Origin of the sequence: Nocardiopsis mangrovi, assembly GCF_042653925.1 — a bacterium.
GTDB lineage: Bacteria > Actinomycetota > Actinomycetes > Streptosporangiales > Streptosporangiaceae > Nocardiopsis_B > Nocardiopsis_B mangrovi.
On sequence record NZ_JBHSFQ010000037.1, the window covers coordinates 1 to 16,225 of the forward strand.

General features: G+C 72.6%; 19 protein-coding genes. 8 read left to right on the forward strand and 11 right to left on the reverse strand.

Translation table 11 applies throughout. The features are described from left to right. Nucleotides 1-926: HNH endonuclease signature motif containing protein (locus ACFO4E_RS26250; RefSeq protein ID WP_378579265.1), on the forward strand; the 926-nt coding region annotated here is incomplete at its 5' end. A gap of 719 nt (nucleotides 927-1,645) precedes the next feature. Here ACFO4E_RS26250 and ACFO4E_RS26255 read toward each other — a convergent pair. After that, nucleotides 1,646-2,068, reverse strand: coding sequence for a pyrophosphohydrolase domain-containing protein (locus ACFO4E_RS26255; RefSeq protein ID WP_378579266.1), 423 nt, complete (start codon nucleotides 2,066-2,068; stop codon nucleotides 1,646-1,648). 115 nt (nucleotides 2,069-2,183) lie between these two features. Further along, the gene (locus ACFO4E_RS26260) at nucleotides 2,184-2,504 is read right to left on the reverse strand and encodes a hypothetical protein (protein ID WP_378579267.1); all 321 of its coding nucleotides are present in this window, start codon (nucleotides 2,502-2,504) and stop codon (nucleotides 2,184-2,186) included. Nucleotides 2,505-2,518: 14 nt separating this feature from the next. Here ACFO4E_RS26260 and ACFO4E_RS26265 point away from each other — a divergent pair, with 14 nt between their 5' ends. Continuing rightward, nucleotides 2,519-3,064 carry a hypothetical protein gene (locus tag ACFO4E_RS26265; protein ID WP_378579269.1) on the forward strand — a complete coding sequence of 182 codons (546 nt, stop codon included), beginning with the start codon at nucleotides 2,519-2,521 and terminating at the stop codon, nucleotides 3,062-3,064. Between the two features lie 11 nt (nucleotides 3,065-3,075). On the opposite strand, the gene ACFO4E_RS26270 is transcribed toward ACFO4E_RS26265, so the two are convergent. Together ACFO4E_RS26270 and ACFO4E_RS26275 are read right to left on the reverse strand one after the other, a co-directional pair. Next, nucleotides 3,076-3,246, reverse strand: coding sequence for a DUF397 domain-containing protein (locus ACFO4E_RS26270; protein ID WP_378579271.1), 171 nt, complete (start codon nucleotides 3,244-3,246; stop codon nucleotides 3,076-3,078). Then, the gene (locus tag ACFO4E_RS26275) at nucleotides 3,243-4,055 is read right to left on the reverse strand and encodes a helix-turn-helix domain-containing protein (protein WP_378579273.1); all 813 of its coding nucleotides are present in this window, start codon (nucleotides 4,053-4,055) and stop codon (nucleotides 3,243-3,245) included. The genes ACFO4E_RS26270 and ACFO4E_RS26275 overlap by 4 nt, the downstream gene beginning before the upstream one ends. 286 nt (nucleotides 4,056-4,341) lie before the next feature. On the opposite strand from ACFO4E_RS26275, the gene ACFO4E_RS26280 reads away from it, so the two are divergent. After that, the gene (locus tag ACFO4E_RS26280) at nucleotides 4,342-4,791 is read left to right on the forward strand and encodes an ATP-binding protein (RefSeq protein ID WP_378579275.1); all 450 of its coding nucleotides are present in this window, start codon (nucleotides 4,342-4,344) and stop codon (nucleotides 4,789-4,791) included. A 22-nt stretch (nucleotides 4,792-4,813) separates the two neighbouring features. On the opposite strand, the gene helR is transcribed toward ACFO4E_RS26280, so the two are convergent. Then, entirely contained in the window at nucleotides 4,814-6,967 is a 2,154-nt protein-coding gene (gene helR, locus ACFO4E_RS26285; protein ID WP_378579394.1) for an RNA polymerase recycling motor ATPase HelR, read from the reverse strand. Between the two features lie 127 nt (nucleotides 6,968-7,094). Continuing rightward, nucleotides 7,095-7,577: a winged helix-turn-helix transcriptional regulator gene (locus tag ACFO4E_RS26290; RefSeq protein WP_378579277.1), complete on the reverse strand. Its 483-nt coding sequence runs from the start codon at nucleotides 7,575-7,577 to the stop codon at nucleotides 7,095-7,097. Between the two features lie 96 nt (nucleotides 7,578-7,673). Here ACFO4E_RS26290 and ACFO4E_RS26295 point away from each other — a divergent pair, with 96 nt between their 5' ends. Further along, a complete protein-coding gene (locus ACFO4E_RS26295) occupies nucleotides 7,674-8,252 on the forward strand; it encodes a dihydrofolate reductase family protein (RefSeq protein WP_378579279.1) in 579 nt (192 codons plus the stop codon). 66 nt (nucleotides 8,253-8,318) lie between these two features. After that, on the forward strand, nucleotides 8,319-8,876 hold the full coding sequence (locus ACFO4E_RS26300) for a dihydrofolate reductase family protein (RefSeq protein WP_378579281.1): 558 nt from the start codon (nucleotides 8,319-8,321) through the stop codon (nucleotides 8,874-8,876). A gap of 42 nt (nucleotides 8,877-8,918) precedes the next feature. Here ACFO4E_RS26300 and ACFO4E_RS26305 read toward each other — a convergent pair whose 3' ends face one another. From ACFO4E_RS26305 to fabG, 3 genes are all read right to left on the reverse strand, one after another. Then, nucleotides 8,919-9,752 (reverse strand): SDR family NAD(P)-dependent oxidoreductase, encoded by an 834-nt coding sequence (locus ACFO4E_RS26305; protein WP_378579283.1) that lies wholly within the window; start codon nucleotides 9,750-9,752, stop codon nucleotides 8,919-8,921. Between the two features lie 96 nt (nucleotides 9,753-9,848). Then, nucleotides 9,849-10,613, reverse strand: a complete 765-nt coding sequence (gene fabI / locus ACFO4E_RS26310; RefSeq protein ID WP_378579286.1) for an enoyl-ACP reductase FabI — start codon at nucleotides 10,611-10,613, stop codon at nucleotides 9,849-9,851. Between the two features lie 79 nt (nucleotides 10,614-10,692). After that, complete coding sequence (gene fabG / locus ACFO4E_RS26315; protein ID WP_378579288.1) at nucleotides 10,693-11,400, reverse strand: 3-oxoacyl-[acyl-carrier-protein] reductase; 708 nt, start codon at nucleotides 11,398-11,400, stop codon at nucleotides 10,693-10,695. Between the two features lie 129 nt (nucleotides 11,401-11,529). On the opposite strand from fabG, the gene ACFO4E_RS26320 reads away from it, so the two are divergent. From ACFO4E_RS26320 to ACFO4E_RS26330, 3 genes are read left to right on the forward strand one after another with little or no spacing between them, the layout of a single operon-like run. Further along, nucleotides 11,530-12,492, forward strand: coding sequence for a glutathione S-transferase family protein (locus ACFO4E_RS26320; RefSeq protein ID WP_378579290.1), 963 nt, complete (start codon nucleotides 11,530-11,532; stop codon nucleotides 12,490-12,492). Nucleotides 12,493-12,538: 46 nt separating this feature from the next. Next, on the forward strand, nucleotides 12,539-13,192 hold the full coding sequence (locus tag ACFO4E_RS26325; RefSeq protein ID WP_378579292.1) for a TetR/AcrR family transcriptional regulator: 654 nt from the start codon (nucleotides 12,539-12,541) through the stop codon (nucleotides 13,190-13,192). A gap of 30 nt (nucleotides 13,193-13,222) precedes the next feature. Further along, a complete protein-coding gene (locus ACFO4E_RS26330; protein ID WP_378579294.1) occupies nucleotides 13,223-14,239 on the forward strand; it encodes a phosphotransferase family protein in 1,017 nt (338 codons plus the stop codon). On the opposite strand, the gene ACFO4E_RS26335 is transcribed toward ACFO4E_RS26330, so the two are convergent. Together ACFO4E_RS26335 and ACFO4E_RS26340 are read right to left on the reverse strand one after the other, a co-directional pair. Next, entirely contained in the window at nucleotides 14,236-14,883 is a 648-nt protein-coding gene (locus ACFO4E_RS26335; RefSeq protein ID WP_378579296.1) for a response regulator, read from the reverse strand. The genes ACFO4E_RS26330 and ACFO4E_RS26335 overlap by 4 nt on opposite strands. Beyond that, the gene (locus ACFO4E_RS26340; protein WP_378579298.1) at nucleotides 14,880-16,196 is read right to left on the reverse strand and encodes a sensor histidine kinase; all 1,317 of its coding nucleotides are present in this window, start codon (nucleotides 16,194-16,196) and stop codon (nucleotides 14,880-14,882) included. The genes ACFO4E_RS26335 and ACFO4E_RS26340 overlap by 4 nt, the downstream gene beginning before the upstream one ends. Nucleotides 16,197-16,225: the final 29 nt, after the last annotated feature.

Here is a 16,225-nt window from a genome sequence, read left to right on the forward strand (position 1 = left end):
CCGACATCGACACCGTCGACGCGCTGGCCATCCACCAGCGCCTGGGCGCCATCGCCCGCGCCCTGCGCACCGACACCCCCGGCGCGGCCAACACGACCGCCGCCCAGAAGGAACTCACCCTCGACCAACTGCGCGCCGACGTCGCCGTCGGCCTCCTGCTGGGGCGCCTGCCCGTCACCCCCGGGCTGGAGATCCCCGCCGACGCCACGGAACACGGCGTCCCCGACACCGCCGCCCCGGCCCCGGCCCACCGGTGCCACCCGGCACCAGCCCACGGGCGGGACCTTTCACGCGGCCACGGCCGGGACCGGGACGGAGCACACGGGCAGGGCGAGTGCGGGGGATACGGCCGGGAGCGGGCGGAGGATCACGGGCAGGTGGTCATCCCCGGGATGGCCACCCCCACCCCGGTGCCGTTCTCGCCGGTCGGCAAGCTCCACGTCATCATCCCGCTGGCCGCCCTGCCCACCGAGATGGGCGGCCGGGAGTCCCGGGCGCTGGCCGAGATCCCCGGCCACGGGCCCATCCTCGCCGAAGCCGCCCGCGAACTCGCGAAGGAAGCCACCGACAAGGCCACCCGGTGGTGCTACACGGTGGTCGACGACGAGGGAACCCCGGTGGCCGAGGGCACCACCCGCTACCGGCCCCCGCCCCGGCTCCGGTCCCACATCGACTCCCGCGACCGCACCTGCCGCTTCCCCCACTGCAACCGCCCCGCGGTGGAGTGCGACGCCGACCACACCACACCCCACCACCTCGGCGGCCCGACCAGTGCCGCCAACATGGCCGCACTGTGCCGACGCCACCACCGCCTCAAGCAACACCCCGGCTGGAAACTGTCCCAGCCCTCCCCCGGCACCCTCATATGGCGGACCCCCCACCACCGCACCCACACCACCGTCCCCGACCCCTACCCCGGACCATGACCCCCCGGAGCAGGAGCCCGGGGGACCCGGGCAGGGGGACCACACCGGCCACCGAGACGGACACCGGCTACGGACAGGGGCACCGAACGCGCCCAGGCGGGGTGGCCCCACGTGCGGGAGGGGGTCGCCCCGCCCCCGTCCACCCCGCAGCACACGCCCACCGCCCACCGGCCACCGGCCACCGGCCACCGGCCACCGGCCACCGGCCACCGGCCACCGGCGACCGGCGAAAGCATCCACCCGGCGGCGCCCCAGGTACCAGAAGGACCCCGGCAGCCGGGACCGCCACCACACACCACCCGGCACCCGGCACCCGCCCACGCCCCCCAGTCCCCAGCGCACCGCCGAACTCTGGCCCCGCCCCGCGACCACCTGAGGATCCCCCCGGCCTCACCCTCCGGGGCCGTCGCCGCCCGCTTGAACCCTGGCGCAATGCCTGCCGCACCAGACGGAGGACCTGCCCCCACCGCCGACCGTCGCCGCCCGTCTGAACCCCGCCCCGTGACGGCCCAGGGATCGCGCCCGGCCCTACCCTTCACCGCCGTCGCTGCCCGCTTGAACCGCAGCCACCATGGCCCACACCGTCAGCGCGGCCCTCCCCCACCGCCAGCCCCGCTACTCGCTCGAACCTCCACCCCGCGATCACTCGGGGCTCCCCACACGAGCCCGTTCGCCGTAGCTCGTGGGGCCACCGCTCGCACGCCAGGTGGAGCGTCGTCCTAGGAACCGGATGGCGGCGGCCACTCGACGAGTCCGTCGAGGGTCGGCGGTCGGTAGCCGGCGCCCTTGAGTACCTTGCCGTCGGCTCGGCGGAGGACTCCGCCGTCCGCGTCGAGCTTGCTCATGTTGGACCGATGGACCTCGTCAAAGACGGCCGGCAAGTCGATCCCGAGCGCGTCGGCGGTGCCGTAGGTGACGTAGAGGACATCGGCCAGTTCCTTGGCCACCGCCTTGTACGCGGCGTGCGGGTCGTCGCCGGATCGCAGGGCCTTGGCGAGGTCGGTGAGGGCCTCCGCGGCTTCCCGCGCTTCTTCGGCCAGCAGCGTCCGGCGGTGTTCCGCCAGTTCGGGGTGCTCGGGATCGGCCGCAACGTCGAACACCTCGCGGAACTCGGCGACCCGCCGCATCGGTTCATGGTCCATGCGCTCACCGTAGGCGCTCCGCCCGATGTCCGAGCGAGGGTCCGCGGAGATGGTGCGCGTCGTCGGCTGCCCCTCGGCCCGGGATCGGGACGATGACGGGTAGAGCGGCGGGACGTCAATCGGCGAAATCGCCCGGGAAGAAGTCGTCGGGCCCCGGTCTGCGCCAGTCTCCCCCGGAAGCCACGCCGCCGATGTAACTAGCGTCGTAGTCGTCCCACCCTGTTGCCAGACCGCTCACCCAGAAGGGTTCGCCTTCGTTGTCGATGATCTCCGTCGAGCGTCGGCTCCCGCCCGCCAGCACATCCACCTCGATACGGAAATCGCAGTATCCACCGGACCGGTTCGCGTGCATCTCGAAAACGACTTCTTCATCCTGTTCGAGATAGTAGGTCTCGTCCGTGAAATAGCCCTCGCCGGTGGGATCGTCATCCACCATCTTCTGAGCGACGGGTGCTGGATCCGGCGGGCATGGACGGCGCCATCACCGACACCGCAACGGGTGCGGAGCAGGCGCCGCCTCCCGGACACCGGTTGCTGTGGGGCCTCCCGGCGGCCACGGCGTCAGGGTACGACCCGGCCGGAGTCGCTTACGGATACCTCGGCGGCAGCCTGCGCGACCTCGGCGCGTTCGGCGTGGCCCGGATGGTGGCGGGGGGTGGACCGCAACCGGCGGCGGCCGAACCGCTGTATCCGGCCTTGGTGGCCGTCTGCTCGGCCGGGGCCGTGGGCGGCCTCACGGCTCTCGCGATCGCGCTTCGCGGCCGGCGGAGGGCCGCCGCCCGTGCGCCGCGGACCCGGCGGCGGAGGACGGCCGCCGGAGCCGCGTGGGCCGTTGTGACGATTCTTCCGGCCACCGCCACGGCCCTGCTGGTGTCGGAGATGGGGTTGAGGGGGTCGTTCGTCTGGCCCCCCGATGCAACCGCCGGGGCGGTGGCCGCCACCGTCCTCGGAACGGCGGCGGGACTGATCGGATTCGCGCGGTCCCTGCGGGGATGACCGCGGGACCGCTACAGGCGGTCGAGGTCGACCAGCAGCGCCCGCCACTCGGGGACGGGGAAGGACAACACCGCGCCATCGCGGTTCTGCGTGTCGCGGACGAGCGTCCGCGCACCTTCGGCGACCTCGACGCAATCGTTCGTGCCGCCGCTGTAGGTGGATTTGTGCCAGCCAGCATTCATGGCCGGATCCTATCTATCTCAGCGCGCAACAGATCCACGGAGGCCCTGGCGCCCAAGGCGACCGCCTGTAGCGCCGCGAATAGGGCTCGGCGACGCGCCACGGCGGCGGCTCCCGTGAGGATCTGCCCCCGCTCCGCGCTCTCCACATACGCGAGTTCGCTCCCATCTCCCATGGAAAGAACACGGAAGGTGCCCGAGTTGCCCGGGTGATCCGGGCAGTCCTCGGGAACCACCTGTAGCGTGAGACGGCCCGCCTCTGCCAGTCCCGCCACGTAGACGAGTTGCTCACGGGTTATCTCGCCCCCGCCGTACCGGCGCCGAAGAACGGTCCCGTCCAGCACGAGCCACAGCATGGGACGCAGCGACGTCCGAATATGCTCCGACCGTTCCACTCGCTCGGCGACACGTTCATCAAGCGCCTCGGGGAGTATCCCGGGTGTGGCGGCGCGCACGAGTGTCGTGGCGTAAGCCTCCGTCTGTAGATAGCTGGGGAAGGTGAGTGCCTGGTAGTCGTAGACGGCGTTGGCGTTCCGGATTGCGGAGGCGACCTCATTCCGCCATTCCGGACGGTGCTCACCGGTCAGCTCGTTCCACAGCTTCCCCAGGCGACCGTTCCCGATGACCTCGTCCAGCGCTTCGCGAAGCGTGCCATTTGGCACAAATTTTCCGTTTTCGAGCAAGGAGAGAGCTGTTTTATTACTGCGAACCCTGCCGGCAAGGGTCGCCAATGTCAGGTCCGCGTCGTTTCGGAACCTGCGGACCTCGCGCCCGTATGCGATGAGGGCGGGCACCGGGGGTTGATCTGCCATGCAATTAGCATGTCAGATCGCCGTATGCAAGAAAACTAATTCCCGGATTTTCCCTCGCCCTGAAAACGTGTTCGCACCCCTCCCGACCTCTTCAGTTAGCACATCTCTCTGCGTAATCCTGAACGCACGCAGCCCCGCGACGACCGCAGATCGCCCGGGGCACGGCCACCAGCTACTGAGGAGCTGAAGACATGCACGACCTTACAAGGTTCGTTCACCGGCGATCCGGACACATTCCCCCGAATCCCATCCTCTCCGATAAGCCGACCACACACGGAGGTAAGTGATGGCCGTGGTCTACTTCCAGCGCTTCCCGGGATGGGCCGAGCAGGTCGGCCGGGCTCGGTTCTGGGTCGACAACCTCCTGTGCGCCCACTCCGACTTCCGGATCCCCGACGATACGGTCGCCTCGGCCGTCCTGCTGGTCAGCGAGGCCGCTACGAACGCCGTCCGGTATACCGCCAGCGGGCGCGGCGGCAGGTTCGGGGTCACTCTCATGATCGAGCCCCGGGCGGTGACCATCGAGGTCGAGGACGAAGGGTGTCCCGCCGGCGGGACGGTTCCCTTCATCCGTCCCATCACCCCCCTGGCCCAGCACGGGCGCGGCATGACCCTGATCGACCACCTGGCCGCCGCCTGGGGCCCGCTCCACCACCCCCGCACCGGCGTCACCTTCACGCTCACCTGGGATGACGCGTCCGCTCGACGCGCCGGTCGCGCGCCCGCCACGGCCTGACCGCGCGGCCGCGCCCCGGAGCTCAGGAGCTCGTGAGGATGACCAGTCGGCGAGTCGCCCGGGTCATCGCGACGTAGCGGTCGACCGCTCCTTCGACTCCCTCGCCGAACGCGTCCGGGTCGACGAGGACGACCAGGTCGAACTCCAGCCCCTTCGCCAGCTCCGGGGTGAGCGAGCGGACGCGGGGCGTCGCCCGGAAGGTCGGATCGCCGATGACGCAGGCGATCCCCTCCGGGTTCTCGGCAAGCCACGTGCCGAGGACCGCGTCCAGCTCCGCGGCCGGTCCGCGGACGACCGGGACGCCGCCGCTGCGGATGGAGGCCGGCACGTTGGCGTCCGGGAGCGCGGCCCGGATGACCGGCTCGGCTTCCGCCATGACCTCCTCCGGCGTCCGGTAGTTGATGCTCAGGGAGGCCAGTTCGACCCGGTCGAACCCGACCCGTTCGAGCCGTTCCCGCCACGGCTCCGTGAACCCGTGCCTGGCCTGGGCGCGGTCGCCCACGATGGTGAAGCTCCGGGACGGGCAGCGCAGCAGCAGCATCCGCCACTCCGCGTCGGTCAGCTCCTGGGCCTCGTCCACGACGATGTGCGCGAACGGGCCGGCGAGCAGGTCCGGGTCGGCGGCGGGCAGCGCGGCGTCGTCGATCAGGCTGTCCTGGAGGTCGCGTCCGCGCAGCATCGTCACCGCACCCTCGCCGTCGTCGTCGGCCTCGACCAGGTCGCCGATGACGGCGGCCATGCGCTCGCGCTCGGCGGCGACGGAGGCGTCGTATCGGCGTTTGCGCCGCGACGCCGCCGGGTCGCCGAGCCGCTGCCGCGCCGCGTCCAGGAGCGGCAGGTCCGACACCGTCCACGCCTGAGCGTCCGCGCGCTGGAGCGCCCGGATCTCGTCGACGCCGAGCCAGGGGGCGCACTTGCGCAGGTAGGCGGGTACCGACCACAGGTCGCCGACGATGTCGGTCGGTTCGAGCAGCGGCCAGGCGCGGTGGAGGGCGGTCATCAGCTCGGTGTCGCGCCGCAGGGACATCCGGAGCGCGTCGGCCGAGACGTCGTCATCGTCGGCGTGCTTGTCCGCGAGGATCGCGGCCAGCTCCTCCAGGATCCGGTCGCGCGCTTCGTTGTGCGGGGTCCCGTCCTCCACCGCCGCGAACGCCTCGGCCCAGTCGTCGGCGCTCAGCCGGACGTCGGCCCAGGGCGTCGTGACCGTCATCCCCCGGGCCGGCGGCTGCTCGTAGAACGCGACGGCCGGCTCGATCGCCTCGACCAGGTCCGCGGACGACTTCAGCCGGGCGACCTCCGGGTCGGTCTCGGCCGCCGCCGCAGCCCCTTCCGGGAGCAGGTCCCGCAGGGTGCAGGTCCGCACGCCCTCCTCTCCGAGGCTGGGCAGGACGTCGGCGACGTAGGCCAGGTAGGGCTGGTGCGGACCGACGAACAGCACGCCGCCCCGCCGGTGGCCCAGGCGGGGGTCGGAGTAGAGGAGGTGGGCGGTGCGGTGCAGGGCGACGACGGTCTTGCCCGTGCCCGGGCCGCCGTCGACGACGAGCGCTCCGCCGGAGCCCGCGCGGATGATGGCGTTCTGGTCGGCCTGGATGGTGCCGAGGACGTCCCGCATCCGGGCCGACCGGTCGGCGCCGAGGCTGGCGATGAAGGCGAACTGGTCGTCGAGCGCGGCGTGGCCCTCGAATCCGTCCGCCGTGAAGACCTCGTCCCAGTAGTCGACGATCCGGCCGCGGGTCCAGCGGTACCTGCGGCGGCTGGCCAGGCCCAGGGGATCGGCGTGGGTCGCCGCGAAGAACGGCTCGGCCGCGGGTGAGCGCCAGTCGAGCAGCAGGCGGCGGCCCTCACTGTCGGCGAGGCCGAGCCGTCCGATGTACACGGGCTCGCCGTCGTCCGCGCCGACGATGCGCCCCAGGCACAGGTCCAGCCCGAAGCGCCGCAGGGCGCGCAGGCGGGCGGCCAGCCGGTGGACCTCCAGGTCCCGGTCCAGCGCCGCCCTGCCCTTGCCGCCGGGCGCCCCGCGCTCGGCTTCGAGGCGGTCGGAGAGGTCGGCGATGGACCGCTGGAGGCTGTCCGCGATGGCCGCGAAGTGCCGCTCGTCGTCGGCGATGAGCTTCGGGTCGGCCTTGGGAGAGAGGTGGCCGGGCAGGTCGAAGGCGCTGGTGGCCTGGGGTTTCACGTCGTCTCCCGATCGTAGGTTCTGCACACGGTCGACGATTGTGCGGCATGACCCGGGTCTTGCCGCAAGCCCCGGGGTGCGCTATACGTTGAGAGTGGAGGGGAGCGGCCGGAGCCCTCCCGGCACGTCAGAGCGCGGCGGCGTAGGCCGCCGCCAGGCGCTCCATGACACCCGGCCCGTCGCCCTCCGGGGCCGGTGCTCCGAGGTGGATCGTCCGCAGCTCGGCCATGAACTCCTCCCACAGCTTCGGCCCGCCGGCCGCGAGCAGTTCCGCCCGCACCCGCAGCCGCTTCGTGGTCGGGCGGTGGTGCAGCCCCCACTCGCCCAGGTGCGCGAAGACGGGCACCAGCCGGATCGACGCCTCGGTGAGGCTGTAGGCGGCCCGCCGCCCCGGCCCCGCGTCCTCGCGGGTCAGCAGGCCGGCGCCGACCAGCCGCTTCAGCCGGTCGGCCAGGATGTTGGAGGCGATCCCCTCTTCCGAGCCGGCGAGCAGTTCCCGGAAATAGCGCCGGTTCCCGAACATCACGTCCCGCAGCACGAGCAGGCTCCAGCCGTCGCCGAACGCCTCGACCGCCGCGTTGATCGGGCACCCCGAACGCGCCGACTCCACCAAGCGCACCTCCGATCCGGTTGCAATCTACCACCGGTGTGGTCTAGCGTCCCCCCTACCGGTTGCAAAACGCAATCGGTCCTGAGGAGGCGGCGCATGGGCGACACCGAGCGGCAGACCGCGGGCGGCAAGGTGCTCTGGCACTTCACGATGTCCCTGGACGGATTCGTGGCGGGGCCGGAGCACGGGATGGACTGGACGGCCGGCGCCTCCTTCCGTCCGGGGCTGGTCGAGGAGTACGCCTCGACCACGGGCGCCGTGCTGGGGGGCCGCAAGGGCTGGGACCACTCCCCCGATCCCGGCGCCATCTACGGCGGCGCCTGGAGCGGGCCGCTCTTCGTGCTCACCCACCACCCCGAGGACGCGACACCGGTCGAGGGGGTCACCTTCCTGGACTGCGACCCGGCCGAGGCGGTACGCATCGGGCTGGAGGCGGCCGGCGGGAAGAACCTCGAGGTCTTCTCCCCGAGCATCGGCCGCCGGCTCCTGGAACTGGGACTCATCGACGAGATCGACCTGCACATCGCGCCGGTGCTGCTCGGCGAGGGCATCCGGCTCTACGACAACCCCGGCGGCGGACCGGTCCGCCTCGGCAGGGTCGGCGCGGGCGACCCCGCGGCTGTCGTCAACGTGCGGTACCGTCCCGTTTCCCGACCGGGCGCGCGCGACAGCTAGGCGCGGCCGGCGCCTCCCGGCCACCGTTCCGCCCCACTCGGCCGATCCAGCAGGAAGGACGATCCCGTGCACCGCGTCATCTACTCGGTCGCGTCGTCGCTCGACGGCTACAACACCGACGCCCAAGGCGACTTCTCCTGGGCGTTTCCCAGCGAAGAGGTCATCGCGGCGCTCACCGCCGACGCCCGGGAGGTGGACACCTACCTCTACGGGCGGCGGATGTACGAGGCGATGGCGGGCTGGGAGACCGATCCCGCGACCGCCGCCCAGTCGCCCGAGTCCGCCACCTGGGCGGCGACGTGGCAGGCCGCGCGGAAGGTCGTGTTCTCCGCGAGCCTGCCGGAGGTGTGGACCGAGCGCACCCGCCTGGAGCGGGAACTGACGCCCGAGGCGGTCGAGCGGGCGCGGGCCGAGGCGACCGGGGACCTGACGATCGAGGGCCCCACTCTGGCCCACAGCGCGCTGCGGCTCGGGCTCGTCGACGCGGTCGAGCTGCTGCTGTGCCCGGTCATCGTGGGCGCGGGCACACCGGTCCTGCCCGACGGGTTCCGGGCCTCCCTCTCGCTCAGGCGGGAGCGCCGGTTCGGCAACGGCATGGTGCAGGTCACCTACGACATCCGGTGAACGCCGCCCTTCCGCCGGAGGGCGGCCGCGCCGGGGGCCGCGTCAGACCCGGTCCACGAAACCGCCGTCGACGCGGATGTCGGCTCCGGTGATGGCGGCGGACAACGGGCTGGCGAGGAAGGCGGCGGCGCGCGCCACCTCCTCCGGGCGGGCCAGCCGGCCCAGGGGGATGCGGGAGCGGATGCCCTCGTAGAAGTCGGGCTGCTCGGTGCGGCGGCGCGCCCAGCCGCCGCCCTCGAACTCCGTCGGGCCCGGTGAGACCGTGTTCACCCGGATGCCCTTGGGCGGCAGAGTGCGGGCCAGCGCGGCGGCGTGGTGGTTCAGCGCCGCCTTCATCGCGGCGTAGGCGATCGGGCCGGACGGGGCGGTGGTGTGCACGGCCGACGTGGAGGAGATGAGCACGATCGACCCGCCGCGCTCAGATGCGGCCAGGTGCGGCTCGGCGAACTCGGCCAGGTGGACGAACGGCATGAGGTCGGTGCGCACGCCGCGCTCCCACATGTCGGGGGTGGCCGAGCTGCCCCCGGAGACATTGGAGACGAGTACGTCGATACCGCCCATCTCCTCGGCGGCGAACGCGACGAACGCCTCCAGCTCCTCCGGGTCGGCGACGTCCAGGGGCCGGGCCGCGACCACGGGGCCGCCGCGCGCCTCCGCGTCGGGATCGGCGTCGGGGATCCGGGCGGCCGTACCGGCCCCGCGCGCCGCGAGCAGGGTCGTGCGCAGCTCGGCGGCCGCGCGCTCCAGCGGCTCGGGCGAACGGGCGCACAGCGCGAGGTCGGCGCCCTCCTCGGCGAAGACCTGCGCGATGGCGCGGCCGATCCCCCGGCTCGCCCCCGTGATCACGACCTTCGCGCCTTCGAGTCCCAGATCCAACGCGCTGTCCCCTTCCGCCGAACGGTTCCCGACACGACCAGGGCGCCCCCCGAGAACGGGAGGCGCCCGTGCGGCCGTGCGGACGACGGGGGCAGTCTACGCGCCGGTGGAGTGGAATCCGCCGTCGACGTGCACGATCTCGCCGGTCGTGGCGGGGAACCAGTCCGAGAGCAGCGCGACCACGGCGCGCGCGGAGGGCTCCGGGTCGGAGGTGTCCCAGCCCAGCGGGGCGCGCTGCGGCCACGCCTCGGCCAGCTCGTCGAACCCGGGGATGCTGCGCGCGGCCATGGTGCGCAGCGGGCCGGCGGAGACGAGGTTCACCCGGATCTTCTGGTCGCCGAGGTAGCGGGCCAGGTAGCGCGCGGTGGAGGTCAGGGCGGACTTGGCGACGCCCATCCAGTCGTAGACCGGGTAGGAGACGCTGTTGTCGAAGTCCATCGCCACGATGGACCCGCCGTCCTTCATCAGCGGCAGCACCGCGGTGCTGATCGCCTTGAGGGAGTAGGTGGACGTGTGCATCGCCGTGGCCACGTCCTTCCACTCGGTGTTGAGGAAGTTGCCGCCGAGCGCGTCCTGCGGGGTGAAGGCGATCGCGTGCACGACGCCGTCGAGGCCGTCCACGTGCTCGCGGATGCGGTCGGGCAAGGTCCGCAGGTGCTCGTCGTCGGTGGCGTCCAGCTCCAGCACGGGAGGGGCGTCGGGGAGCCTCTTGGCGATGCGCTCGACCAGGCTCAGCCGGCCGTAGCCGGTGAGGACCACCGTGGCCCCCTGCTCCTGGCAGAGCCGGGCCACGTGGAAGGCGATCGAACTGTCGGTGATCACCCCGGTCACGAGGATGCGCTTGCCTTCAAGAATTCCCATGAGGTCTTCTGTCCTGTTCTGCTTGTTCTCCGGGCGGCGGATGCGGGGACCCGGTCCTGGTACCGCTGGTGGGGGTGGCTCAGTGCCCCATGCCGAGGCCGCCGTCGACCGGGATCACGGCGCCGGTGATGTAGGCGGCGTCCGCGCTCGCGAGGAAGCGCACGGTCTTGGCGATCTCCTCGGTGGTGCCGTAGCGGCCCAAGGGGACGTTCTTCTTGATCTCGGCCTGCCGGTCCTCGGACAGGGCCGCGGTCATGTCGGTCTCGATGAAGCCGGGCGCGACGATGTTCACGGTGATGCCGCGGGAGCCCAGCTCGCGCGCCAGCGAGCGGCCGAACCCGACCAGGCCGGCCTTCGACGCGGCGTAGTTGACCTGCCCGCCCGACCCCATGAGGCCGACCACCGAGGAGATGAGGATGATCCGGCCGCCCTGGCGCTTGCGCATCATGCCGCGGACCGCGCGCTTGACCACGCGGAACGTGCCGGTGAGGTTGGTGTCGAGGACCGCGGAGAAGTCGTCCTCGTTCATCAGGACCAGGAGCTGGTCCTTGGTGATGCCGGCGTTGGCGACCAGGACGTCGACCGCGCCCTGCTCCTCCTCGACGCGCTTGAACGCGGCGTCGACCTGGGCGGTGTCGGTGATGTCGCAGCCGACGCCGAGCAGCCCCTCCGGCGGCTCGCCGGACCGGTACGTCACGGCGACGTCGTCCCCGCTCGCGGCGAGTTCGCGGGCGATGGCCAGGCCGATCCCCCGGCTGCCGCCGGTGACCAGTGCCGATCGTGACATATCTAGGGCACCTCCGAATGCGCTGTTGAGCGCGATGATGGGCATGAACGACAACGGATGGGATGGAGAGCAGCGTATCCAGCTACCGGCCGGTACCGGAATCCGGGGCGAACGCGCAGGGAGGCCACCGTGCAGGAACCCACGACCGCCACTCCGATCGACTTCGCGACGTACGGCGACTACGGCTCGTCGATGACCACACCCAAGGGGCCGGCGTTCGAGCGCCCGCGCTACCCGTTCCGCGGCCGGCTGGGCTCCGCGGAGTTCCCGGCCGAGGCCGGGCGCTATCACATCTACGCGTCCTACGCCTGCCCGTGGGCGCAGCGCAGCCTCATCGTGCGCAGGCTCAAAGGGCTGGAGGACGTGGTCTCGGTGGGGATCGTCGACCCGCTGCGGGACGGCCGCGGCTGGGCGTTCCGCGACGGCCCCGGGCACGGCCCCGACACCGTGGGGCACTTCACCCTGCTCCGGGAGGCCTACGAGGCCACCGAGCCGGGCTTCGACGGCCACGTGTCGACGCCCGTCCTGTGGGACCGGCGCACCGGGCGCATCGTGAGCAACCACTTCCCGGACATCACCCTCGACCTGAACTCCGCGTTCGGCGGCCTCGCCCGCGAGGACACCGACCTCTACCCCGAGGCGCTGCGCCCCGAGATCGACGCGATCAACGAGCGCGTCTACGCCGAGGTCAACAACGGCGTCTACCGATGCGGCTTCGCGCCCTCGCAGGAGGCCTACGACGAAGCGGTCGGGCGGCTGTTCGCGGCGCTGGACGACCTGGAGGAGCGGCTGTCGGCACGCCGCTACCTGCTCGGCGACGAGATCACCGAGGCCGACGTGCGGCTGTGGGTGACGCTCATCCGGTTCGACCCGGTCTATGCCACCCATTTCAAGGCCAACGTGCGCCGCCTGGTGGACTACCCCGCCCTGTGGGCCTACACCCGCGACCTCTACGCCCGGCCCGCCTTCCGCGACACGACCGATTTCGGACACATCAAGCGCCATTACCACATCACCCAGGGCGCACTGAACCCCAAGCGCATCGTGCCCGCCGGGCCCCTGCTGGACTACACCCCGCCGGGCGACCGGTGACGGGTGTCACCGCGGTCGCCGGGCCCGTGCGGTCTATTGTGTCGTCATGGCCGTTCTCCGAACCCGCGGGGGCGACGCGGCACCGCCGCCGGGCCCGCCCGCCGTCGGCTCCGCCGAGGACTCCGTGCCGCGACGGCTCCTGGCCCACGCCACGCGGCTCTTCGCCGAGAAGGGGTTCGACCGCACCTCGGTCCAGGAGATCGTGCACGCCGCCGGGGTCACCAAGGGGGCGATGTACCACTACTTCGACTCCAAGGACGACCTGCTGGCGCAGATCTACGCCCGGGTGCTCCGGTTGCAGATGACCCGCTTGGAGGAGGTCGCCGGACGGGGCGGCCCGGTGGCCGACCGGGTGTACGCGGCGGCGGCCGACGTCGTGGTCACCACGATCGCCAACCTCGACGACGCCGCCATCGCCCTGCGCTCGATGCACCAGCTCAGCGCGGCCAAGCAGCGCGAGGTCCGCGCGGAGCGCCGCCGCTACCACGAACTGTTCCGCTCGCTGATCACCGAGGGCCAGGACGAGGGCGTCTTCACCGGGGGGGTGCCGGCCGACATCGTCGTCGACTTCTACTTCGGGTCGGTCCACCACCTGAGCGCCTGGTACCACCCCGGCGGCCGGCTGTCGCCGGAGGAGATCGGCGGCCACTACGCGCGGCTCCTCCTCGACGCGCTGCGCCCGGACCCCGCGCGCCGCTGACAGCCACCGACCGGGTGGTATGTTCGCTGCATGGCCGAGTCGGACCCGCCGGGCATGGACCTCCAGCGGCTGCGCGCCCACCTCGATTCCGCGCTCCCGGGCCTGGTGCGCGCCGATCTGAGCGGCGAGCTGATCGCCGGCGGCCGCTCCAACCTCACCTACCTGGTCACCGACGGCCACGGCCGCTGGGTGGTGCGCCGGCCGCCGCTGGGCCACGTGCTGCCGACAGCGCACGACATGGGCCGCGAGCACCGGGTCATCAGCGCGCTGGCCCCGACCGCCGTCCCCGTCCCCCGCACGGTGCTGTCGTGCCCGGACCCCGATGTCATCGGGGCGCCGTTCTACGTCATGGAATTCGTCGAGGGCACGCCGTTCCGCCGGGCCGGCCATCTGGACGCCCTGGGCGCCGAACGGACCCGCGCCATCGCGCTGGCGATGGTCGACACCCTGGTGGCCCTGCACGCGGTCGATCCCGCCGGCGCCGGCCTCGCCGACTTCGGCCGCCCCGACGGGTTCACCGCCCGCCAGCTGCGGCGGTGGGGCAAGCAGCTCGACGCGTCGCGCAGCCGCGAGCTGCCCGGGATCGACGAGCTGCACCGGCGGCTGGCGGCCCGGGTCCCGGAGTCCCCGCACGCGGCGATCGTCCACGGCGACTACCGGCTCGACAACCTGCTGGTCGACGGCGGGGACCGCGTCACCGCCGTGCTCGACTGGGAGATGTCCACGCTCGGCGACCCGCTGACCGACCTCGGGCTGCTGCTGGCCTACGGCAGCCCGGCGATCCCCGACGGCGCGGGCGTGAGCGACGCCCACCTGGCGGCGGGCTACCCCGCGACCGACGAGATCGCCGAGCGCTACGCGCGCGGTTCCGGCCGCGATGTGGCCGGCCTCGACTGGTACGCCGGGTTCGCGTTCTTCAAGATCGCCGTGATCCTCGAGGGCATCCACTACCGGTTCGCCCAGGGCCGCACGGTCGGCGCGGACTTCGACCGGATCGGCGGCGTGGTCCCCGGACTCATCGACGCCGGGCTCGCCCGGACGCGCTAGCCCCAGCCCGCGTCGTGGGCGAGGATGGCGGCCTGCACCCTGTTGGCCAGGCCGAGCTTGGCGAGGATCCGGCTGACGTGGGCCTTCACCGTGGCCTCGCGCATGCCCAGCGCGCGGCCCGCCTCGGCGTTGGACATCCCGCGGGCGACGGCGGTGAGGACGTCGCGCTCACGCCCGCTGAGCACGTCCAGCCGGCGGGCCGCCTGCGCGGCTCCGGAGCGCGCGGGGGCGGCGAACCGCTCCAGCATGCGCTTGGTGATGGTGGGCGCGAGCATCGCGTTGCCCGCGGCGACGGTGCGCAGGGCGGCGATGAGGTCGCGTGGCGGGGTGTCCTTGAGCAGGAACCCGACCGCGCCCGCCCGCAGCGCCCGGTGCACGTATTCGTCGAGGTCGAAGGTTGTCAGCAGGACGACCTTCGGCGGTTCGGGAAGGGCGGCGAGCTCGGCCGCCGCGGTCAGGCCGTCGGCGCCGGGCATCCGGATGTCCAGCAGCATGATGTCGGGGTCGAGGCGCCGCGCCAGGTCGACCGCCTCCGTGCCGTCGGTGCCCTCGCCGACCACCTCGATGTCGTCGGCGGAGTCGAGGATCATCCGCAGCCCCGACCGCACCAGCTGTTCGTCGTCCACCACGACCGTGCGGATCACTGTGCCGCTCCCCCGTCCTCATCGGCTTCCGCGTCGACCGGAACCATAGCGCGGACCTGCCACCCGCCGTCGGGGAAGGACCCGGCCGACAGCGTGCCGCCGACGAGGGCGATCCGCTCGCGCAGCCCGGCCAGCCCGTAACCGCTGGCGGGCGGCGGCTCGGTGATCGGCGCCGTGTCCGGGAGCGGATCGTTGGCGACCACGATCTCCAGGTCGCGCCGGCCGTACCCGAGCCGCACCGTGACCGGACAGCCCGGCGCGTGCTTGCCGGCGTTGGTCAGCGCCTCCTGCACCATCCGGTAGGCGGTGCGCTCCAGCCGGGGCGGCAGCGCGCGCGGCGTCCCGGTCGTGCGCAGCTCCACCGGCATGCCGGCCGCCCGCCACTGCCCCACCAGCCGCGGCAGGTCGGCCAGTACGGGCTGCGGCGCCGTGGGCGGCTCGGCGTCGTCGCTGCTGCGCAGGACCCCCAGGATCTCCCGCAGCTCGGCGAGCGCTTCGCGGCCGGTGGTGCGGATGAGCCCGGCGGCCTCGCCGGTCTTGGTGTCGGGCGCGGAGACCTCCAGCCCGCCGGCGTGCAGCACCATGAGGCTGACCCGGTGGGCGACGATGTCGTGCATCTCGCGGGCGATGCGGGTGCGCTCGCCGGTGATGGCCTGCTCGGCCAGCAGGTACTGCTCGCGTTCGAGCCGCTCGGCGCGCTCGTGCAGGTTGTCGACGAGCTGGCGGCGGGTGCCCACCCACAGGCCGGCGGTCAGGGGGAACGCGATCACCATGAAGCCCACCAAGGCCGTCGCCCAGACGAGGCCCGCGGCACCGCCCCCGTCCTCGTCCCCGGGGTAGGCGTAGATCCAGATCACGCTGAGCACCATGACCGCGGTCCAGACGGCCAGCGACAGGCGGCGGTGGATGAACCAGGAGGCGTAGGAGTAGAGCGCCAGCGCGATCGGGGGGCTGGTGCCGAAGCCGAGGGCCAGCGCGGCGGCGACGGTGAGCAGGATGGCGGGCCGGGAGCGGCGGAACAGCGTCGCCAGCGACACCGCCGTCGCGCAGCCGAACATGATGGCCATCCAGAGGAGCGTCGCCTCGACCGTGGTGCCGACGTCTCCGACCCTGTTGGCGAGGGTGTCGAGCGGGCCGTCGGGCAGACCGGCCGCGGCGACCGCCCAGATGGGGAAGAGGCCCACGGCCAGGGCCCAATCGGCGCACTGGTGGCGCCGGTCCCACAGCCACGGTCCGATCCGGGGCGGCCACGCCCCTGGTCGGAAGGAGCGGCGTGGCGCTGTGTCGTCGGCCATGCGGTCGTCGTCACCCATGCGCCGGAGTCTATGCCGCCGGCAGGACC